Origin of the sequence: Alkalilimnicola ehrlichii MLHE-1 (genome assembly GCF_000014785.1) — a bacterium.
Lineage (GTDB): Bacteria > Pseudomonadota > Gammaproteobacteria > Nitrococcales > Halorhodospiraceae > Alkalilimnicola > Alkalilimnicola ehrlichii.
Window position 1 is genome coordinate 733,108 of the sequence record NC_008340.1, and the last position, 21,552, is coordinate 754,659.

General features: G+C 68.2%; 14 protein-coding genes. 5 read left to right on the plus strand and 9 right to left on the minus strand.

Annotated elements, in window-relative coordinates:
• Nucleotides 1-2 precede the first annotated feature (2 nt).
• The 3 genes from MLG_RS03445 to MLG_RS03455 form a co-directional block, all read right to left on the minus strand.
• On the minus strand, nucleotides 3-2,096 hold the full coding sequence (locus tag MLG_RS03445; RefSeq protein WP_232209298.1) for a 3'-5' exonuclease: 2,094 nt from the start codon (nucleotides 2,094-2,096) through the stop codon (nucleotides 3-5).
• A gap of 87 nt (nucleotides 2,097-2,183) precedes the next feature.
• Entirely contained in the window at nucleotides 2,184-2,555 is a 372-nt protein-coding gene (locus MLG_RS03450; protein WP_011628418.1) for a response regulator transcription factor, read from the minus strand.
• Nucleotides 2,556-2,705: 150 nt separating this feature from the next.
• On the minus strand, nucleotides 2,706-4,583 hold the full coding sequence (locus tag MLG_RS03455) for a putative nucleotidyltransferase substrate binding domain-containing protein (RefSeq protein WP_011628419.1): 1,878 nt from the start codon (nucleotides 4,581-4,583) through the stop codon (nucleotides 2,706-2,708).
• Nucleotides 4,584-4,966: 383 nt separating this feature from the next.
• Here MLG_RS03455 and MLG_RS03460 point away from each other — a divergent pair, with 383 nt between their 5' ends.
• Together MLG_RS03460 and MLG_RS03465 are read left to right on the plus strand one after the other, a co-directional pair.
• Nucleotides 4,967-7,072, plus strand: a complete 2,106-nt coding sequence (locus MLG_RS03460; RefSeq protein WP_011628420.1) for a sodium:solute symporter family protein — start codon at nucleotides 4,967-4,969, stop codon at nucleotides 7,070-7,072.
• 14 nt (nucleotides 7,073-7,086) lie between these two features.
• Entirely contained in the window at nucleotides 7,087-7,665 is a 579-nt protein-coding gene (locus MLG_RS03465; protein WP_011628421.1) for a tetratricopeptide repeat protein, read from the plus strand.
• 123 nt (nucleotides 7,666-7,788) lie between these two features.
• Here MLG_RS03465 and acs read toward each other — a convergent pair whose 3' ends face one another.
• The 5 genes from acs to gluQRS form a co-directional block, all read right to left on the minus strand.
• On the minus strand, nucleotides 7,789-9,726 hold the full coding sequence (acs, locus tag MLG_RS03470; protein ID WP_011628422.1) for an acetate--CoA ligase: 1,938 nt from the start codon (nucleotides 9,724-9,726) through the stop codon (nucleotides 7,789-7,791).
• A gap of 339 nt (nucleotides 9,727-10,065) precedes the next feature.
• Nucleotides 10,066-11,427 carry a sigma-54-dependent transcriptional regulator gene (locus MLG_RS03475; RefSeq protein ID WP_011628423.1) on the minus strand — a complete coding sequence of 454 codons (1,362 nt, stop codon included), beginning with the start codon at nucleotides 11,425-11,427 and terminating at the stop codon, nucleotides 10,066-10,068.
• 3 nt (nucleotides 11,428-11,430) lie between these two features.
• The gene (locus MLG_RS03480) at nucleotides 11,431-14,358 is read right to left on the minus strand and encodes a sensor histidine kinase (RefSeq protein WP_011628424.1); all 2,928 of its coding nucleotides are present in this window, start codon (nucleotides 14,356-14,358) and stop codon (nucleotides 11,431-11,433) included.
• Nucleotides 14,348-14,545 carry a hypothetical protein gene (locus MLG_RS03485; RefSeq protein ID WP_041717889.1) on the minus strand — a complete coding sequence of 66 codons (198 nt, stop codon included), beginning with the start codon at nucleotides 14,543-14,545 and terminating at the stop codon, nucleotides 14,348-14,350. Before MLG_RS03485 ends, MLG_RS03480 begins: the two co-directional genes overlap by 11 nt.
• Nucleotides 14,546-14,645: 100 nt before the next feature.
• On the minus strand, nucleotides 14,646-15,578 hold the full coding sequence (gene gluQRS, locus MLG_RS03490; protein ID WP_011628425.1) for a tRNA glutamyl-Q(34) synthetase GluQRS: 933 nt from the start codon (nucleotides 15,576-15,578) through the stop codon (nucleotides 14,646-14,648).
• A gap of 176 nt (nucleotides 15,579-15,754) precedes the next feature.
• On the opposite strand from gluQRS, the gene MLG_RS03495 reads away from it, so the two are divergent.
• A complete protein-coding gene (locus MLG_RS03495) occupies nucleotides 15,755-16,192 on the plus strand; it encodes a host attachment protein (RefSeq protein WP_011628426.1) in 438 nt (145 codons plus the stop codon).
• A 27-nt stretch (nucleotides 16,193-16,219) separates the two neighbouring features.
• Here MLG_RS03495 and queF read toward each other — a convergent pair whose 3' ends face one another.
• Nucleotides 16,220-16,609, minus strand: a complete 390-nt coding sequence (gene queF, locus MLG_RS03500) for a preQ(1) synthase (RefSeq protein WP_011628427.1) — start codon at nucleotides 16,607-16,609, stop codon at nucleotides 16,220-16,222.
• Nucleotides 16,610-16,794: 185 nt separating this feature from the next.
• On the opposite strand from queF, the gene smc reads away from it, so the two are divergent.
• Both smc and zipA read left to right on the plus strand, forming a co-directional pair.
• On the plus strand, nucleotides 16,795-20,301 hold the full coding sequence (gene smc / locus MLG_RS03505; RefSeq protein ID WP_011628428.1) for a chromosome segregation protein SMC: 3,507 nt from the start codon (nucleotides 16,795-16,797) through the stop codon (nucleotides 20,299-20,301).
• A gap of 148 nt (nucleotides 20,302-20,449) precedes the next feature.
• Entirely contained in the window at nucleotides 20,450-21,547 is a 1,098-nt protein-coding gene (gene zipA, locus MLG_RS14685) for a cell division protein ZipA (protein ID WP_011628429.1), read from the plus strand.
• Nucleotides 21,548-21,552 lie beyond the last annotated feature (5 nt).

Here is a 21,552-nt window from a genome sequence, read left to right on the forward strand (position 1 = left end):
GGCTAACGGAATCGGGCCTGCTCTCTGCGGACCGTGACCACCTGCTCTGAGGCCTGGATTGCCTGGCCCAAAGTGACCACACCCCGTTCACGCAGAAGGGGAATCATTCGGGCGAAGACATCGGCGGTGACCCGCGCGTCGGCCAGTGCGCTGTGGCGCTTCTGGACTTCGACCCCCAGCCTCTCTGCCACGCCCTCCAGCGTGTGGTCGGGGGAATGGTCGTGCAAATACACCGACAATAGTAGCGTATCGAGCACCGGCTGGGGGAACGCCAGCCCGGCCCGGGCCTGTGCCCGGCGCAGAAACCCCATATCGAAGGCGGCATTGTGGGCCACCAGTACGCTCTCCTCGCCGATGAAGCGCGAGAAGGCCCGCAGAACCGGTCCGATCTCCGGCGCCCGTGCCACATCCTCGTTGCTGATGCCGTGGAAGCGGGTGGCGCTGTCCGGTATCGCCCGGCACGGTTTCACCAGTTGCTCGAAATACTCGTCCTGCAGCACCCGTCCGTTGACCAGACGCACGGCACCGATGGCGATGATCTCGTCGCCGCGCGCCGGCGACAGGCCGGTGGTCTCGGTATCGAAGACCACGCAACTGAGCTGATCCAGCGCTCGCTCGGCCCACTCGCCCAACTGCGGCGGTTGCTGCGCCACGGAAAAGTCGTAAAACTCGTGCTGCACGGCGGGTGCGTGGCTGGGCGATTGCCATTGGCGCTCCGAGGCCGGTAGGGGGATGCGCAGAAAGGCGCACCCCGGGTCGCGTTCGCTGTGCTGGCTCCAGGCGACCGTGTGGTGCCGCTCCAGGAGGGTCCGCGCGGAGAGCTCGCCCCCCAGGTCCGGGAGGGGGGCGTCCAGCCATCGATCCAGGGTCTCGCTGGCGACCGGCCTGCCGCGCCAGGTGAGGTCGAGATAGACGCGTTGATCGCCCATCAGGGCCTCCACGGTCACCCGGTCCACCCCGTGCTCCCCGGCCAGGCGGGCGAGCAGATCCTCCAGTACCAGCCCAATCGCATGGCCCTCCGCGTGGACCCACAGCGGCAGCCCGACCTCGTCCACCCGGGGCAGGGCGCGCTGGCTGCGGCGCAATACACTGCCGAGCAGGTCAGCGGTGTAGAGATCGGCCATCACCCAGGGGGTGGAGACGAAGCGCTGCGCCTCGGCGGCCAGTTGCTCGAAGCGTGTCCCGAGGGCGCTGGTCTCCCGGGCCACTAAGGCCTCGAAGGCCTGGCGCTGTTCCGGGGTCATGTCCGCCCGCCGGTCCAGGCTGTCGGTGGCGGCCCGAAGGCTGGCCAGCGGTGCCCGCAAGGCCTCCATGGTCTGGCGTAGTCGTTGCTCCCGTTCGGCCATGCCCCGGAGCTCGCGGGTGATGTCGTCGAAGGTGAGCACAAAGGCGGACTGTAACAGGCTGGAGGCGGGCAGAAGAGCGAGTTGGCAGTGGAGCAGGCTGCCCTGATCCTGGGTGGCGCAGACGAACTCCGTGCTGGCCTCGGTGACCGCCTCGTCGGGCTCGGCCTTGCCTTCGCCCTCGTCGCGCTGGTGGCGCAGCAGCTCGAGGCTGTGCTCCAGCGGCGCCCGGGCGAGAATACCGTAAAGCGACCGGCACAGGCCCAGCGCCGGGTGGTCGCCGAGGATGGCGCGGGCGGCCGGATTGTAGAGCATGATGCGACCCTGCTCGTCGCAGACCACCACCCCCTGGCGCAGCCCGCGCAGGACGATCTCCAGCCGCGCCTTCTGGGCCTCCAGGCCGCGCGGGTCGCCGGTGATGGCCTTGGCCACCTCCTGCCGGCACTCGTAAAGTGCCCGTCCCAGGGTCTCGACCCGCTCGGGGAGTTCGCCCAGAAGGTGCGGGCCGGGCAGCTCGATCCGGTGGCTGGGGTTGCCGTGGCGCATGATGGCGGCGCCCCGGCTGACCGCCGCCGCGGCGGTGGCCAGGCGCTGGTCCAGCACCAGCCAGAGCAGGGCCAGCAGGCCGCCGAAGCCGAGCCCAAAGCCGCCCAATGCCAGGATGGCACGGCCCTGCTGGAGCTCGTCGGGCAGTTGCGGCACCAGGTAGCGGCCCAGCGCCAGCAGCGTAAGGACCAGCACCCCAACGGGCACCAGCAACAGGAGCCAAAACCGGGTGCGGGGCTCCAGTGCACGCGGCGGGCGGTGTGGTGCGGACACGGCGCTGGCGCGGGCCCGTGGTCAGTCCGCGCCCAGGAGCTCTCGCACCTTGTCGATGACCTCCTGGGTGGAAAAAGGCTTGGTGATGTAGTCGTCGGCGCCCAGGGAAAGCCCCTTCTCGCGCTCCACGTCGCGCCCTTTGGCCGTCAACATCACGACCAGAATGTCCTTCCAGTCATCGCTGGCCCGGATGGTCTCGCAGACCTCGTAGCCGTTCTTGCGCGGCATCATGACGTCCAGCAGGACCAGATCGGGCTTCGCCCGCTCGATTGCCTCCAGCGCCTCGTCACCGTCGGTCGCGGTCTCTACCTCGTAGCCCGCCTGTTTCATCAGGAATTCCAGCGACAGGACGATGTTGGCCTCATCGTCGACGATGAGTATGCGTTTCGGCATGTGTGAAGCTCCTCCGGTCACGGCCCGTTTGGGATGGCGCCGCCGCATCGGCGTGTGGGGGCGGCGGGGCCCTGGCAATGGGCCTGTATCCTTAATTGTACCCGGCTTTTTCGTTATGAAAATGCGGTATCGCCCGTGATCCCGGCGGGGTCAGGCCCCGAACCGGGCGTGCATGTTCTCCTGGAAGCGTTTGATGACCCGCATGGCCAGGGTGAGGCTCTGGCGCGCCAGGGGATGGAGATCGTCCGGCGCCACCAGTTTGTCCAGTGGCTCCCCGGCCTCGCACTGGGCCAGTTGGTGGGAGAGCAGCAGGTCGAGCAGGTCCTCGTGGGCGGCGATGATCGACTCGGCCGCATCAGCGCTGAGCACGCCCTGCCGCACCAGCGCGTGTACCCGCCCGCACGTGTTGGTCTCCTGAATCCCGGCTGCTACCGCATGGACCCGGGCGCAGTTGGCGATGATGCGCAGGCCCTGGCGTTTGATGTCGATCTTGCCGCGGTTGGCGCCTCGATCCGGGGTCACCAGGCGGTTGAACAGCCCCAGCGGCGGTCGACCCTCGGCATCGTCCATGGCCAGGGCCCGCAGCGCCCTCGGGTGGGTTGGCAGGGTGTCGAGGACGTGGCGCCAGAGGCTGTCCACCAGCCGGTCCTCGCCGTAGAGCAGCTCGAAGTCGAGCACGATGTTGCTCCAACGGGCCGCCTTGCTCCCGGGGTACTGGGCGGCACGGGTAAAGCTGGTCTGCCATTCCTCAAGGGTCTTCTGGTAAGCGGGGTTACGCGCCATGATCTCGCCCGGGCAGATGGCGTAGCCCACCTCGCCCAGGTTGACATTCACCCGGTCGCAGAAGGTCTCGAACCACTGTTTCTCCGCCGCCGACAGTGGCCCCGGCTCGTCATCGATGATGATGCCGTTGTCCTGGTCGGGCTCGAACAGCATCTCCCGGCGCCCCCCGGAGCCCATGATGATGAGCGCATAGGGGCGTGGCGCCGTGCCGTGGCCCTCGCGCTGGATCTCCTCCAGGGTCAGGTCAATGCAGCGCCTTTGCAGGGCGAGGTGGAACTCGCTGATCACCCAGGCTGCCTGGCTGGCGTCGCGATGGCTTTCGAAGGCGTCGCGCACCACTTTGCCGGTGTTGCGGTAGAGGCGCTGGAGCTGTTTCAGGTTGCCGGCGTTGTAGGCCAGCTCCAGGGCGGTGCTCTCCTGCATCAGCAGGGCGCGGAGGATGTTGGTCTGTGACAGCATGCCGGCGGGTTTGCCCTCGTCCATCACCACCAGGTATTTCTGGCGCAGTTCCGACTGCAGGGCCTCGGCCTTCCACAGGGGGGTGTCCGGGCTGATGGGGATGGTCGGCCGGGTGATGCTGCTGATCGGTGCGGACGGCGGGTAGCCGGTGCCCAGCACCGCGTGCGCCAGGTCCGGCGCCGTGACCAATCCGAGCAGGTTGCCGTCCGGGGCCATGACCCCCATCGAGCCGATGCAGCGGGCCTGCATCTCGCCGTGTACCGACATCAGGGTGTCGGTGCTGCGGCAGGTGGCCAGGGGGCTGTTCATCGCCGTCCGCACCGGGCGTGCCAGCGCACCGGTGGGGGCCTGATTGGCGTAGCTGCGGGCGCGGATGCGCTGGGTGATGACCTGCTCGAGGGCATCGTGCAGGCCGGGGTGCGCCTCCTCCAGCGCCCGCACGCGCTGAAAGGGGACCACGGCGAGCTGCGCGGGCCGGGTGACCACGGCGGTTGCGCTGTAGGGTTGATTGTCCAGGTAACTGGAGATGCCCAGCAGGCAGATGGCCTCGCGCAGCGCGGTCTCGCCGTTGGGGTAGACCAGGTCGGCGGCCCCCTCGAGCAGCACGAACAGCGCGCCGGGGTCGGCTTCGCCCAGCCGGAACAGGGTGTCGCCGGGTTCGGCGTGGCGGATCTCGGCATCCTGGATGAGGGTACTCAGCGCCGCCGGGTCCATGTGGTGCAGGGGGCGGCTCTTGGCCAACTCGGTGATATCGGGCGGTGCCTGCCCGCCGGCGTCTTCGGCCATGCTGTTCTCCCCGGTGATGCCAAGTATGGGTCGTGGTCGGGCCTCTGCCTTGAGCCGTTCTGAAAATATCGCATCATCAACGGTTTTTGTCCAAAGGGGCGACCGGGTGCGCCGTTACGGGGGTACACAGGGTGCTACCCCAGGTAACGCCGAAGGGGTGGTCGGCCGGTGTCCGGTGCCGGTGACCGGGGGTAACTGACTGATCCTGGGGCCGACGTCCGGCCCTGGAGGGTGGCACGATTCTCGCTTCCCTCTCGTACCCACTCGACGGGGCATCCGGTGGGCGCGCCGGGAACGCGGGTGCCGGGATGCCCACGCCCAAAGATGACCGGAGCATGCAGGCAACGCGAGCCGCAAAGCGCCAACGGGGGGCGCACCCGTAAATGGAAGCCAAGGCGGTATGGCTGTTCATCTTTGTGGCCATCTACTGGGGCTACTGCGTGTTCTGGGGGGTGCGGGGCGCCATGGAGGCGCGGACCGCCACCGACTACTTCGTGGCCGGCCGCAGTGTCTCCATGTGGGTGTTTATCCTGGCCGCCACCGCCACCTCCTTCTCCGGCTGGACCTTTATTGGCCACCCGGGGCTGATCTACCAGGATGGCCTGCAGTACGCCTACGCCTCCTTCTACGCCATCACCATTCCGTTCACCGGGCTGCTGTTCCTGAAGCGCCAGTGGATGATCGGCAAGCGCTGGGGCTTCGTCACCCCGGGGGAGATGTTTGCCACCTACTACCGCTCCGATACCCTGCGCATCCTCATCGTGCTGGTGGCGCTGATCTTCGCCGTGCCCTATCTCGGGGTGCAGTTGCGGGCCTCGGGCTTTCTGTTCAACGTGCTCACCGACGGCATGCTGGGGGTGGAGGTGGGCATGTGGTTGCTGTCCGCCATCATCGTCTTCTATGTGGCCTCCGGGGGGCTGCGGGCAGTGGCCTACGTGGATGCGCTGCAGGCGATATTGCTGGCGGCCGGCATCGTCATCGTGGGTGGGGTCGCGGTCTACTTCATGGGCAGCTGGGGGGTGTTCGTGGAGGGCATCGCGCGGCTGGCGGAGCAGTCCGTGGCCAGCGGCGAGTACGTTACCCCCGCCGGACTGAGCGGCTATGTCGCCGTGCCGGGTGTGATCCAGTTCGTCAGTGACGGGCCCTCGGCCACCGGCGGCGCCTGGACCGGGCTGATGATCCTGACCTACATGTTCGCCCTGATGGGCATTCAGTCCAGTCCGGCCTTCAGCATGTGGGCCTTCTCCAACGCCAACCCGCGCCCCTTTGCCCCGCAGCAGGTCTGGGCCTCGGCGGTGGGTATCGGCCTCATCCTGTTCACCTTCACCGCCATCCAGGGCATGGGTGGCCATCTGCTGGGTGCCAACCTGGGCTTCACCGCCGACAACCCTGACCTGTTCGACAGCCGTGATCGGGTGGTGTTGCAGCGCGGACTGATCGCCACCGCTGAGCCGGCGCTCTCCCGCGACGAGGTGGAGGCCCGGATCGAGTCCGGATTGGCGGCGCTCGCCGCCGCGGGGCCGGACGAGACGGTGGACCTGGCGGGCGACCACGGGTGGGTGGACCTGGAGGCCCACGGCGGCGGCGACCCGGCGCTGGTGCCCCAGATGATCAGCCTGCTGGAGGTGGGGGCCCCCTGGCTGGTAGGCCTGCTGGCGGTCTGTGCCCTGGCCGCCATGCAGTCCACCGGCGCTGCTTATATGTCTACCTCGGGGGGCATGATCACCCGCGATATTCTGCGCCGGTACCTGATACCGGAGGCGGATCATGCCACCCAGAAACTCTGGGGGCGGGTGTTCGTGCTGCTGATTGTCGCCGCCGCCTTGGTCACCGCCACCGTCGCCACCGATGCCCTGGTGTTGCTGGGCGGCTTGGCTGTGGCCTACGGCTTCCAGATGTGGCCGGCGCTGATCGGCTTGTGCTTTTGGCCCTGGCTTACTCGCCAGGGGGTGGTCGCCGGCCTGATCGTTGGGCTGGTGGTGGTCACGCTGACAGAGAACATCGGTGTGCAGTTGCTGGCCGCCCTCGGCCTGGAGTGGTGGGGCCGGTGGCCCTGGACGCTGCACTCGGCGGGATGGGGCATTCTGTTCAATATCACCACCGCGATCCTGGTCTCCGCCATCACCCAGGATCGCGGTGAATTGGAACACCGGATGGTCTATCACCACTTCCTGCAGGAGCATGCTGGTCTGCCGGTGGCCAAGCGCCATCTGATCCCGGTGGCCTGGATCCTCACCATTGGCTGGTTCTTCTTCGCTGTGGGACCGGGCACGGTCATCGGCAACACCCTGTTCGGCTACCCCCAGTCCTTCCTCTTCGGGCTCCCTTCCATCTGGGTTTGGCAGCTCCTTTTCTGGGCCGCCGGGTGTCTGCTGCTCTACTTCCTGGCCTACCGCATGGAACTGAGCACCGTGCCACGCAAAGAGGTGGAGGTGCTGGCCGAGGATGAGCCCGGGGACATTCGTCTCGACATCCACCGCCCGTCGTAGGTTGGACCCGGGCCATGGATGAACGGCAATACCGGTTTATCAAGTGGGCGGCGATCACGTTGGCGCTACTCTGGGTGGGCTGGACGGTGTACGACGGTGTGCTCAGCCAGCGGGGGCCCGGCGACAATGCGACCCTGGCCGGTGATCGGGCCTTCTCCGACGGCCACCCCGAACGCGCTGAGCGCCGCTACCGCGAGGCACTGGCGCAGGCACCGAAGCACCGCCGCGCCCGCCGGGGACTGGCGCTGGCGCTGATGGAGCAGGGCCGCTATGACGAGGCATTGGCCGCGATGAATGAGGTCATCCGCGGTGAGCCCGACTTCGCTGGCAACTACGCCAACCGGGGCATTCTGCACGATCGGATGGGCCGCCACTTGGAGGCACTGCACGATTACGAGCGGGCCCTGGTCATGGACCCCGGCCTGGCCGACGGCCCCGGCTGGTTAACCCGTTTTATTCGCTTGCAGAGCGAGCCCCCGCCCACCATTGCCGATCGGGCCGCCTATCTGCGCCAGCAGCTCCAGTTGCCGGAGGCGCAGCGGGAACTTCGCCGCCCGGCGGTGGACGAGGCCCAGCGGCCCTGGCGCCAGTAGTCACTCCAGGCAGGCCGCCCCCATCGGCGGCGGCCCGGCTCGTCCGTCCCTCCCAGGAACAAAAAAACCGGCCGCCCCCAGGGGGGACGGCCGGCTGGCCGGTAAGCCTTCGCGGTACGCGTCTTACTTGTTGGGACGATCCTCGATCAGATTGTCCACGACCGTCGGATCGGCCAGGGTGCTGGTGTCGCCCAGGCTGTCCAGCTCGTTGGCGGCGACCTTGCGCAGGATGCGGCGCATGATCTTGCCGGAGCGGGTCTTGGGCAGGCCCGGGGCCCACTGGATGACATCGGGCTTGGCGATGGGCCCGATCTCGTTGGAGACCAGCTTCACCAACTCCTTCTTCAGCTCATCGCTGGGCTCCACACCGGCCATTAGAGTGACGTAGGCGTAGATGCCCTGGCCCTTGATGTCGTGCGGGTAGCCCACCACCGCGGCTTCGGCGACGGCATCGTGCAGCACCAGGGCACTCTCCACCTCGGCGGTGCCCATACGGTGGCCGGAGACGTTGATCACGTCATCGACGCGGCCGGTGATCCAATAGTAACCGTCCTCGTCCCGACGGGCCCCGTCACCGGTGAAGTACATCCCCGGGTAGGCCGCCAGGTAGGTCTCCATGAAGCGCTTGTGGTCGCCATAGACCGTACGCATCATGCTCGGCCAGGCCCGCTTGATCACCAGGTTGCCGCTGGCGGCACCTTCCAGCTCCTTGCCTTCGGGGTCCACCAGGGCCGGCTCCACGCCGAAGAAGGGCAGGGTGGCGGAACCCGGCTTCAGGTCGGTCGCGCCCGGCAGCGGGGCGATCAGGATGGAGCCGGTCTCAGTCTGCCACCAGGTGTCCACGATCGGGCAGCGGCCGTCGCCCACCACGTTGTAGTACCACTCCCAGGCCTCCGGGTTGATGGGCTCACCCACCGTGCCCAGGATGCGCAGGCTCTTGCGGCTGGTCTTGGTGACGTGCTCGTTGCCCTGGCCCATCAGGGCGCGGATGGCGGTCGGGGCGGTGTAGAAGATGGAGACGTTGTGCTTGTCGACCACTTCCCAGCAGCGGGCGGCGCTGGGGTAGGTGGGCACACCCTCGAACATCAGGGTGGTGGCGCCGTTGGCCAGCGGACCATAGACGATGTAGCTGTGACCGGTAACCCAGCCCACGTCGGCGGTGCACCAGTAGACCTCGCCCTCCTGGTAGTCGAAGACGTACTTGTGGGTCATGGCTGCGCCCAGCAGGTAGCCGGCGGAGCAGTGCTGCACGCCCTTGGGCTTGCCGGTGGAGCCGGAGGTGTAGAGGATGAACAGCGGGTCCTCGGCGTCCAGTTCCTCAGCGGGGCAGTCGGCAGAGACATCGGCCACGGCCTCGTGGTACCAGATGTCACGCCCTTCCTTCCAGTCGATGTCGCCCCCGGTGCGCTTGACCACGAAGACGTTCTTGACGTCGGGGCAGCTCTCAAGGGCCTTGTCGGCGTTGGACTTCAGGGCCACGTTGCGGCCACCACGGACGCCCTCGTCGGCGGTGATGACGGTCTCGCAGTCGGCGTTCTGGATGCGGTCCTTCAGGGCGTCCGGGGAGAAGCCGCCGAAGACGATGGAGTGGATGGCGCCGATGCGGGCGCAGGCCAGCATGGCCACGGCCGCCTCGGGGATCATCGGCAGATAGATGCAGACGCGGTCACCCTTCTTGACGCCGCGGGCCTTCATGGCGTTAGCCAGGCGGCAGACGCGCTCGTGCAGGTCCTTGTAGGTGATGTGCTCGGAGTTGTTGGGGTCGTCACCTTCCCAGATGATGGCGGTCTGATCGCCCCGCTGCTCCAGGTGGCGGTCCAGGCAGTTGTGGGCGACGTTGAGCTTACCGCCCTCGAAGAAGCGGATCTCGCCGTTCTTCAGGTCGGAGTGGTAGACCTTGTCCCACTTGCTGAACCAGTCGAGGAATTTCTCAGCCTGTTCGCCCCAAAACCCCTCCGGGTCATCCAGGGACCGGCGATACATCTCCTCATAGGTGTCCTTGGTGATGTGCGCCTTCTCGCGGATATAGTCGGGTACGGGGTAGACCTTCGTGTCGGACATACTGGATCTCCTCCCAGTTTTGAATTATCGCCTATGACCCGGGTGCGGGCCGAAAAACACCGGCATACAGCCTGATTTGGTGATTCTGAACACGCGCTGCGCAACCCCGGGGATATCCCCTTCTTGTTTGGGTTTGACCCATTTTCCGGGCCCCCGGGCCAATGGACCAACCGGGCTATTCCGGGGGGTCGAGCAGCGCGCAGCCCCTCGTGGGCTTGGCTCTCCCTGTCGATTAAAGCGGGCGCTGCGGCCCGCACGCAGCGTTATGGTAACGCTTTCCACGCCATCTTTCGAAATCGCCATTAGTGAACCGTCCGCCAACCCTACCATTGTAAAACATTATTTTCTCGGCCGTGGGATCCCCAGCCGCTGGCGCTTCTCCCACAGCGCCTTGCGGCTGATACCCAGCCCCTTGGCCAGGGCGGTCTCCGTCATATGGTCCTGGTTGGCCAGAACATACTCCCGGAAGTAGTCTTCCAGCGACAGATCCGGGCGTGCGCCGCCCCCTCCGTTGCCCGGCCGGGCCGTCGGCGCACTGTCCCGTGGGCGGGTGCGGGGCAGGGTGAGTTGGTCGGCGGTGATGGTGTCACCCTCGCACAGGATCACGGCGCGCTCGATGGTGTTCTCCATCTCCCGGACGTTCCCCGGCCAATGGTAGTTGCTGATGGCCTCTATCGCCTCCTCAGCGAGTTGCAGCTGCGGCCGGTTGAGGCGCTGGCAGGTCTTTTCCAGCAGCACCCGGGCCAGGATGGGGATGTCGCCCTCCCGTTCGCGCAGCGGCGGCAGGCGGATCTCCATGACATGGATGCGGAAGTAGAGGTCCTCGCGGAAACTCCCCTCATCCACCAGCGCCTGGAGGTCACGGTGGGTTGCGGCCAGCAGGCGCACGTCCACCTGCCGTTCGCGGGATGCCCCCACCCGGCGGATCTCGCCCTCCTGCAGCACCCGGAGCAGACGGCCCTGGGCCTGAAGGGGCAGCTCGCCGATCTCATCCAGGAACAGGGTGCCGCCGTCGGCCGACTCCACCAGACCGGCGCGGGCGCCCACCGCCCCGGTAAAGGCCCCCTTCTCGTGGCCGAAAAGCTCTGCCTCGATCAGGGTCTCGGGGATGGCGGCGCAGTTGACCGCGATCAGCGGCCCATCCTTACGCTGGCTGTGCTCGTGAACGGCCCGGGCCACCAGTTCCTTACCGGTCCCCGATTCACCCAGGATCAGCACGGAGGTGTCGGTGGGCGCCACCTTGTGGATGCGCTGGAAGACGGCCTGCATCGCCTGGCACTCGCCAATGATGCCGCTCACCGGGTAGTCGCGCTGGATATCGGCCTTCAGGGCCGCATTCTGGCGCTGAAGCCGGTGGTCCTTGAGCACCTTGTCGACGGTGAGCAGCAGCTCATCGTGGTCGAAGGGTTTGGCGATGTAGTCCACCGCCCCCTCGCGCATGGCCTCCACCGCTGAACGGACGCTGGCGTAGCTGGTCATGATGATCACCGGCACCTCACTGGCCAGGGGGATGACGCCGGTGCCGGGTTCGCCGGGCAGGCGCAGGTCGGCGATGATCAGGTCGTAATCGGCAAAGCGGTGGCCTTCGCGCGCCTCTTCCAGGGACTCGGCCTCGGCCACGCGGTAGCCATTGCGCGTGAGCAGGCGTCGCAAGGCCGAGCGGATGACCGCTTCATCCTCAATGATCAGCAGATGTGCCATGGTTTATGCCACTCCCTCCAGGGCGGGCAGTTCCAGCGTCACTGTAGTGCCGCCCACGTCCGATTCAATGTCCAGGGTGCCCCCGTGATCGGTGATGATGTTGTACACCAGCGGCAGGCCCAGCCCTGTGCCCTGTCCCGCCGGTTTGGTGGTGTAGAACGGGTCCAGCACCTTCTTCAGGGCCGACGCGGGGATGCCCGGCCCGTTGTCCGCCACCCGCACGATGATCCGGTCGCCCCGCTCCCGGGCGGTGAGCACCAGCCGGCCCTGCTGGGCGCAGGCGTCGGCGGCGTTGGAGAAGAGATTGACGAACACTTGGACCAACCGCTGGCTGTCGCCGGCCACCTCCAGGTGCGGCGGGATCCGGTTGTCGAACTCCATCTCCTTGCCCCGGCGGCTCAGGACCATCACCTGGCGGGCCTCCTCCGCCGCGTCGTGCAGCCGCACCGGCTCCGGCGGCGACTCCTCGGTGCTGCCGGCATGGGCGTAGCTGACCAGGGTGTGCACGATGTTACTGATCCGGTGGGTCTGTTCCAGGATCTGTTCCATGCTCTCGCGGATCAGCTCCGGGTCATCCTCGTCGCGCAGGTTCTGCGCCAGGCAGGCCACGCCGGTGACCGGGTTGCCAATCTCGTGGGCGACGCCGGCGGCGAGCCGGCCGATGGAGGCCAGCCGCTCGCTGTGAGCCAGCTCCCGCTCCAACACCCGCAACTCGGTGACGTCCTCCACCAGCAGCAGACTGTCGTTGGTGCGGCCCTTGTCCGGCTCCCCGATACTGGTGCGGTGCAGGCTCAGCCAGCGGGTGCCGTCGCCGGGAACCTGGGCCTGGTCGTGGGCGTGGGCCTGGCCCAGCGCCATGAACCGTCCCAGTAGCCGGCCCCAGGGGTGGGCCAGATCCTCCAGCCGGTTGCCCAGGGCATCCCGGGCACAAATACCGGTGAGCTGCTGCATGGCACTGTTCCAGCGCACGATCCGCTGGTTTGCCGTGACCGTGATCACGCCCAGCGGCAGGTCCTCAAGGATCTGGCGGTGGTAGCGGCGCAGGCGGTCCAGCTCGGCGGTCAGCCCGCGGAAGCGGCTGCTGGAGGACTCCAGCCGTTCCTCGATCTGGCGGATGCTCTGGGTATGGGCCTGATGGGCGGAGTGGTCCAGTTCCAGGCGCTCGTCCACGATCATACGGGCCAGGACCGGGCCCATCATGCCCGAGAGATTGCGCTCGATCTGGTCGCGCAGGTGCTTGAGCCGGTCCGGCCGGTTCTCCGTCCAGTCCAGTCCCAGGTCCTCCAGGGCCTTCCCCACCTCGGCGCGCGCCGCCTCGTCGCCGGTCACCGGCGCCAGTTGCACCACGAATTGGGCCGGTGAGTCGGCCACCAGGGTGCCGAAGGTCATGGGGTGGCCCAGGTCGCGACAGGCCTCGGCGGCCTGGCGCTCCGGCCCGGTTTGCGGGGTCAGGACAGACACCGCGGCGAACAGCAGCGAATTGAAGGCGATCGACCAGAAGGTGGCCAGGCCGTAAATGGCGGAGGCCGACTCCGGTGCGGTGGGGAAGCCCAACAGGAAAAAGGGCTCGGTGCCCACCAGCGCGGGCAGGAAGAGCGCGTCGAGCCAGACCAGCGCCCCACCCAAAAGCCCGGCGATGAAGCCCCAGACGTTGGCCCGGGTCCACCAGAGCACGCCGACGATGCCGGGGATGAACTGGGCCATGGCCAGGAAGGAGATCAGGCCCCAGTCCACCAGCCCCTCGCCCGGGTCCAGCATCAGGAAGAAGTAATAGCCGGCGGCGATCATCAACAGGATCAGTGCGCGCCGGGTCCAGCGCAGGGTGGCGTACAGGTCCAGGTCCTGGCGTGGGCGGGCCCGGGTCAGGGGCAGCACCAAGTGATTGAGGGTCATCGAGGACAGGGCGAGGGTGGAGATGATGATCATCGCGCTGGCGGCCGAGATCCCCCCCAGGTAGGTCACGATCACCAGCACGGGGGATTCGCTGAGCACCGCCATCCCCAGCACGTAGTATTCCGGCCCCGTGCCCGGTTGCAGCACCTGTCCGGCCCAGAGGATCGGGGGAATGCAGATGGCCAGGGCCAGCAGGTAGGCGGGGAAGCCCCAGCTGGCCTTGAGCAGGCTGCGTGGTTTGAGGTTCTCGGTGAAGATCATGTGGAACTGGCGGGGCAATAGGAACGCCGCCGAGAAGGCCAGAAAGAGCAGGCTGATCCAGGGGCCGTCCAGGGCCGGCTGGTAAAAGGCCTGCAGGCGCTCCGGATTGTCCGCCAACCAGCGGTTCAGGCCGATGGGTCCGTCGAAGGCCAGGCTCATGGCCACCCAGGCGATCACCATCAGCGCGGCCAGCTTGACCACCGATTCGAAGGCAATGGCCACCACCAGACCGGTGTGTTTCTCCCGCGGGGTGACGTGGCGGGCGCCGAAGATGATGGCGAACACCGCCACGGTCATGCAAAACACCACGGCGAGCACGTGCGGCGAGGTCTCGCCACCCACCAGCCACTGGGTGGACTCGGCCACGGCGCGGATCTGCAGGGCGATGTAGGGCAGGATGCCGGTGAGCATCAATAGCGTCACCAGCACCCCGGCGGCCTGGCTGTGGAAGCGGAAGGCAAAGACGTCCGAGAGCGAGGTGAGCTGCTGGTCGCGGGTCAATCGCAGCAGCGGCATGAGCAGGACCGGCGTGAGCAGAAAGGCAATGGTCGCGCCCAGGTAGATGGGCAGGTAGGCGATACCGTAACGCTCGGCAAACCCGACACTGCCGTAGAAGCTCCAGGTGGTGGCGTAGACGCCCAGGGCCAGGACGTAGAACAGCGGATGCTGGGCCACCGCCCGTGGCAGCCAACGGCGTTCGGTGCCGTGGGCGATGACGAACAGCAGCAGCAGGTAGGCCGCGGCACTGAAGAAGAGGGTGCTGAGGTTAAAGTCCATGTGGCCTCAGCCTTCTGACCACCAACCAGCAGAGCACCAGCATGGCCGCCCAGCCCAGGAAGGGGAGATACCAGGGAGGGGCCTGACTCAACCACCAGGTGGCGAAGGGCGTGCACAACAGAAACACGGCCAACAGGCCGAGGATCACGCTGTTACCCCGGGCCCCTGGGTCAAACGTGCCTGGCATGGACTCCTCCCTCCCGCGGGGTTGGGCCACCCCGTCTGATCATTTGTTACCTAAGGTAGCATGGCCCTGTGGCTTTTGCCCATACGGCCCTTGAGAGGCCCTACGGGAGGGGGCTGGCCGGGGTCGGGGACCCGACCTGGGGCACGCGGGTGTCGTCCCAGTGCGCCAGCGCCCAGTCCAGGACTGTCTGCGGGGGGGCGTGGCGCAGTGCCGCCGGAGGGGATTGGCCGAGAAAGCGCGCCGCCCGCAGCAGGTTGCCGGTGGCATCGGCATCGTTCAGGGCCGGGGCGTGGGTCTGTTTGCTGAGTTTCTGGCCCTGGGCATTCACCACGATGGGCAGGTGTCGGTAGCGCGGAGTGGGCAGGTCCAGTGCCCGCTGGATCAGGATCTGCGGCGGGGTGCACCAGAGCAGGTCGGCGCCGCGGACGATGTCGGTGAACCCAAACTCACCGTCGTCCACGGCGCAGGCCAGGTGGTAGGCCCAGAGGCCGTCGGCCCGGCGGATGATGAAATCGCCCACGGTCGCGGCCGGATCGCACTGGATCGGGCCCTGCAAGGCGTCCTCGAAGCGCAGCGGGGCGTGCCCGCAGCGCAGCCGCCAGGCGCGCGGCGTGCGGCCCGCCGGCAGCCCCCGGGCGCAGGTGCCGGGGTAGATGGGGCCATTGGGGCCGCGCCGGGCCACGGCCATGATCTCGCGCCGCGTGCAGCCGCAGGGGTAGGCCTGGCCGGCGGCGCGCAAGCGGGCCAGCGCGGCCTCGTAGGCGCTGCTGCGGCGGGACTGGAAGACCACCGGCCCGTCCCAACAGAGGGCGTGGGCCTCGAGGCTGCGGCGAATCGCATCGGCGGCACCCGGCTGTTCCCGCGGTGGGTCCAGGTCGTCGATACGCAGATGCCACTCGCCGCCCTTGCGGTGGGCATGCACATAGCTGCCCAGCGCCGCCACCAGCGAGCCGAAGTGCAGCGGCCCGGTGGGGCTGGGCGCGAAGCGGGTTCGGCAGAGGCGTTCCGGGGCTTGGGTCACGTCGGCGTCCATCGGCCAGGGGTTACGGGGTTGCCAGCGCTACCCTAGCGGATTTCCAGGCCCGACATAAACTGCAACGGGGACGGACCTTGAAAGGGGCGCCGTCGGGCCCCAAGTCTACTGTTAAAGGGCCAAGAACATTCTCAGGTGCCTTGTGGCCAAGGGGCCGCCAAGCAGGAGGTTACACTATGTCCCGTTATTGGGTCGTCGCGGCGGACGCCAGCTATGCCCGGATCTTCGCCCGGGATAAGAAATTCAGCCCACTGGTGGAGGTGGAGACCCTGGCCCACCCCGAGTCGCGGCTGCACCGCCAGGACTTGGCCAGTGACAAGCCGGGCCGGCTGTTCGAGTCCTACGCCTCCAGCCGTAGCGAGGCGGAGGAGCCCACCGATCCCAAGGTGCGCGAGGCGCAGGCGTTTGCCCGGCAGGTGGCCGAGACCCTGGAGGTCGGGCGTAACCAGGGGAAGTTTCAGGAATTGATTATTGTGGCGGACCCGAAGTTCCTCGGATTGCTGCGTAAGGCCCTGGATGCTGAGACCCGGGGGAAGGTCGTCCACGCGGTGGACAAGAACCTCGCCCGGGAATCCGTGGAGGTCATCACTCACACCGTGGACGAGATGCTCTGAGGCCCCCGGGGCGGGGCAGCGGGGGCCTTAGGCCAGCTCCACCTTCGGCGCCGGTGCCCAGCCCGGTTTGCGGTGCTCCGCCACCACCGTGGTATAGATCCCCCCCCGCACGTAAAACTCGGCGGTGACCTTCATGTACCGGGGCTCGGTGGCCCGCACCAGGTCATCGAGGATCTCGTTGGTGATGGCCTCGTGGAAGGCGCCCTGGTCGCGGAACGACCACATGTAAAGCTTGAGCGACTTCAGCTCCACGCAGCGCTCGTCCGGCACATAATCCAGGTGGATAGTGGCGAAGTCCGGTTGCCCGGTCTTGGGACAAAGGCAGGTAAACTCCGGGATACGCATGTGCAGCACGAAATCCCGCTCCGGACGGGGGTTGGGAAAGGTCTCCAGGTCTTTGCTGGGCTGAGTGCTCATGGGGGCAAGGGCCTCCTGTTCAGACGGCAATCGCGGACTATAATGGGCCGCTATTGTACCGGCTCCGCGGCCGTGAGGCCGCCCCGGATGACCCGATTTGTACAGGCCCGGCCCGCCCGACGCCGGCTCTGCTGCATCTCTCAGGCACCCGACACGCCCCGGATCCCGATGGGCCAAAGCGCCAAATGCGACTGAAGAAGATCAAGCTCTCCGGCTTCAAGTCCTTCGTCGACCCGACCCAGGTGGCCATGCCCGGCGACCTGGTGGCGGTGGTGGGACCTAACGGCTGCGGCAAATCCAATATCATCGACGCGGTGCGCTGGGTGATGGGTGAGAGCTCCGCCCGCCACCTGCGCGGCCAGTCCATGGCCGACGTCATCTTCAACGGATCGACCGCCCGCAAACCGGTCAGCCACGCCTCGGTGGAGCTGGTGTTCGACAACAGCGATGGCCGCCTGGGCGGGCAGTACGCCCAGTACGGCGAGATCGCCGTGCGCCGCCAGGTCAACCGCGAGGGGCAATCGCAGTATTTCCTCAACGGCACCCGCTGCCGGCGTAAGGACATCACCGACGTCTTTCTGGGCACTGGGCTGGGGCCGCGCGGCTACACCATCATCGAGCAGGGCATGATCTCGCGGGTGATCGAGGCCCGGCCCGAGGAGCTGCGCGTCTATCTGGAGGAGGCCGCCGGCATCTCCATCTACAAGGAGCGCCGGCGGGAGACCGAGCGGCGTATCCGCGATACCCGCGAGAATCTGGAACGGCTGGAGGACGTGCGCGAGGAGGTGCGCCGCCAGTTGGAGAAGCTGCGCCGCCAGGCCGAGGTGGCCCGCCGCTACCGGGAGCTGAAACAGGCGGAGCGGGATACCCGGGCCGAATTGATCACCCTGCGCCAGGCCAGCCTCAAGGCGCAGCTCGAGGAACAGGAGGCGGTGATCGCCGCCAAGGTCAATGCCCGCGAGTTCGCCCTGGCCACCCAGCGTCAGGCCGAGCGGGAGATCGAGGCCATCCGCGCCACCCAGGGCGAGGCCGGCGACCGGCTGAACGCCATTCAGGCCGACTATTACGGCGTGGGCAGCGAGATCGCCCGCATCGAGCAGCAGATCAGCCACCGCCGCGAACTGCGCGACAAGCAGTTGCGGGAGCTGCGTGACAGCGAGGGGGAGGTGCAGGCGCTGGAGCGCGGTCTGGAGGAGGACCGGGAGAAGCTGGCGCTGCTGGAGGAGCGCCTGGAGGCCCTGCAGCCGGAGCAGGAGGAGCAGGCCCAGTCGGAGGCCTTCGCCCAGGAGGCGCTGGATGACGCCCGCGACCGGCTGGAGGCCTGGCGCGAGGCCCGCGAGGGCTTTCAGCGCGAGCGGGCCGAGGCCGAGCGTGCCGAGCAGGTGGAGAAGGTGCGGGTGGAGGGGCTGGAGCGCCGCGCCGACGAACTGGCGCGTCGCCTGGAGCGGTTGGAGGTCGAGTACGAGGCCGAGGACCTGTATGCCCTGGAACAGGCCATCGGCGACCTGGAGGCGGAGGAGACTGAGCTGGCCGAAGAACTGGCCGGGATGGACGAGGCCCAGGCCGATGTGGCCGAGCGACTGGAGAGCGACCGGGCCCAGGCGACCGAGCTGGCGGACAAGCTGGAGGCGCTGCGCGGCGAGCTGCATCAGCAGCGCGCCCGCCTCGCCTCGCTGGAGACCCTGCAGCAGTCGGCGCTGGGTGAGGACGGGGGGCCGCTGGAGGACTGGCTGAGTGCCCGGGAATGGCAGCAGCGCCCGCGCCTGGCCCAGCAGCTGGTTGTCACCCCCGGCTGGGAGCGCGCGGTGGAGACCGTGTTGGCCGAGGGGCTGCAGGCGGTGTGCGTGCGCCCCGAGGAGCTGGAGGGCGCCGCCCGGGAGTTGCCGGAGCAGGGCGATCTCACCCTGGTCAGTGCCGGCGCGGTCGCTTCAGGCGGTGCTGGCGGCGGCGACTGGCTCGCCGACCAGGTGCGGGACGACGGCCGCACCGCCGCGCTGTTGGCCGGGATCCGCTGTGCCGATGACCTGCCCACCGCCCTGGCACGCCGTGGCGAACTGGCCGCGGGTGAATCCTTCATTACCCCGGACGGTGTCTGGCTGGGCGCCAACTGGCTCCGCCTGCGAGCCGGCGACGACGCCGAGCGGGGGGTGATCGCCCGTGAGCGGGAGATCCACCAGCTCCGCGACCGGGTGGCCGAGGGCGAGGCGCGGCTGGTGGAACGGGAGGAGGCGCAGGACCGCTTGCGGCAGGCCGTCCGCAGCCTGGAGGAGGAGCGCGAGGCGCTGCAGCAGCGCAGTGCCCCGATGCAGCGCCGCCAGGCCGACCTGCAGGCCCGCATCGAGCACCGCCGCGACGCCTTAGAGGCGGCCCGGGAGCGCCGTGAGGCCCTGCACGAACAGCAGATCGAGCTTCGCGAGGAGCGTGAAACGGTCGTCGAGGAACTGGACGGCGCCCAGGCCCGACTCGCCGAGGCCGCCGCCCGGGCCGAGGCCCAGGCCGAGCGCGGTGCGGCCCTGGAGGATGAGCGCCACGCCCTGGAGCGTGCCGTCGACGACGCCCGGGAGCAACTGCGCCAGTGCCGTGAGGCCCGCCACGAGATCTCCCTCAAGCTCGAGAGCGCCAGCACCGCGCGCCAGGCCCTGCGCGAGGGCCTGGACCGGCTGCAGGCCCAGCACCGGCGTCTGCTGGACCGGCGGGAGGAGCTGGCCGAGGGCCTGGAGGGGCTCGCCGACCCCGGCGAGGACCTGGAAGCGGAGCGGGACGAGCTCTTGCAGCGCCGCCACCAGCTGGAGCAGGGGCTGGCCGAGGCCCGCAACCACGTGGCCAACCTGGAGCAGAAGCTGCGTGACTGGGGCGAGCGGCGCCAGACCGCCGTGCAGGAGACGGAGACCCTGCGCGAGGAGCTGGAGGGGCTGCGCATCACCGCCCAGGAGTACCGGGTGCTGCAACGCCGCGAGGCGGCGGAACTGGAGCAATTGGGCGAGCACTTGGAGGTGGTGGCCTCCCGCCTGCCCGAAGGGGCCGAGGTGACCGACTGGGAGAAGCGCCTGGAGCAACTGGGTCGGCGCATCGCCCGGCTGGGTACAGTCAACCTGGCCGCCATTGATGAATGCGCCGCCCTGGAGGAGCGCCAGCAGTACCTGGATGCCCAGTACGACGACCTGTTTGAGGCGCTGGAGACCCTGGAGAACGCCATCCGCCGCATCGACCGGGAGACCCGGGCCCGCTTCCGCGATACCTTCGAGCAGGTCAATCAGGGGGTGCAGCGGCTGTTTCCCCGCCTGTTTGGTGGCGGCCGGGCCTACCTGGAACTCACCGACGACGACCTGTTGGCCACCGGCGTGGCGGTCATGGCCCAGCCGCCCGGAAAACGGGTCACCAATATCCACCTGCTCTCCGGTGGCGAGAAGGCGCTCACCGCCGTGGCCCTGGTCTTCGCCATCTTCAATCTCAATCCCGCGCCCTTCTGCATGCTCGATGAGGTGGACGCACCGTTGGACGAGGCCAATGTCGGCCGCTTCTGCGAGATGGTGCGGGAGATGTCCGAGCAGGTGCAGTTCATTGTCATCACCCACAACAAGACCACCATGGAGGCGGTCTCCCACCTGGTGGGGGTGACCATGCACGAACCGGGCGTCTCGCGCCTGGTGGCGGTGGACGTGGCCGAGGCGGTGGAACTGGCCGAGGCCTGAGCCGCTGTCGCCCCGTCCGGCCCGGGAAAATGGCATAATCCCGGACCCGCTGCCGGTTCAAAGTCGGCGGTGCAGCGTATAAAGTGGTGAGCGAATAACGCTCTGCAAGGCGCTGAATCCCAAGCCCACCAATTGCTCGGATGCATCCATGGACCCATTCCGCTGGCTACTGATCATTCTCGGCCTGCTGCTCATCGCCGGCATCTACGCCTGGGGACGCTGGCAGGACAAGAAGCGTGCCCGGGGCACCGGGCGGCATGAGGATTACGACTCGGCCTTCGACGCTATGGACAGCGCCGTGGGCGGTCCCGACGACTTCGAGGTCATCGTCAAGAAGCCGCGTCGGCACCCGGGTGCCGACGCCCCTTCGGACGGGGACGACGCGGATTTCCCCGGCCGTCCCCGGCGCCGCGAACCGACGGGCCTGGACGCGGACCTGGACTGGCCGGACGACGAGCCGGAGCCCAAGCTGGGTCTGGATGACGAGCTCGATGAGTCGGGCGAACCGGACCTGGAGCCAACGGGGCAGGGGCCCGGCAGCGCCCGGCCGCAGCCGAGTGCGGAGCCGGCGCCTGAACAACCGTCTGAACCCCGCCGCGACCGGGGCGGTGCTGCCGCCACCCCGCCGACCGGGGGCAAGACCGGCGCTCGGCGGGAACCGGCCCGTCCCGCCGAGCCGCCGGTGCGCGACCGCCCCGACCTGGCCGCCCTCGGCACCAACGGCCCCGGTACCGCCGGCCGGGACGAGCCCGTCGTCGAATTGCCCGCCGGCCCGCAGGTCGATATCGAGGCAGCGGACCTGGAGGACAAGATCGTCGCCATCCACGTGGCGGCGCCCGAGGGCCATGTCTTCGTCGCCGACGCGCTGGTGGATGCGCTGCAGCGGGCGGGTCTGGAGTACGGTGAGCACGGCATCTTCCACCGCCACGTGCGCACGGAACGGGGCCCGGCGCGGGTCTTCAGTGTCGCCAACATGATCAAGCCGGGCTGGTTCGATCTGGACCGGGCCGCCGAGGATGAGACCCCGGGGGCGGCCTTCTTCCTGCAACTGCCGGGCCCGGTGGACGGCATGGCGGCCTTCGACGACATGCTGGGGGTGGCCCGTCGGGTGGCTGATGAGCTCGGCGGTCGGCTGCTCGACGGCCGGCGGTGTGACCTCTCCCGTCAGGCCATGGAGCACATCCGCGAGGAGCTGCGCGAGTATCGTCGCCGGCTGCACCTGGCGGCCCGCAAGCAGCAGGGGTGAGCGGG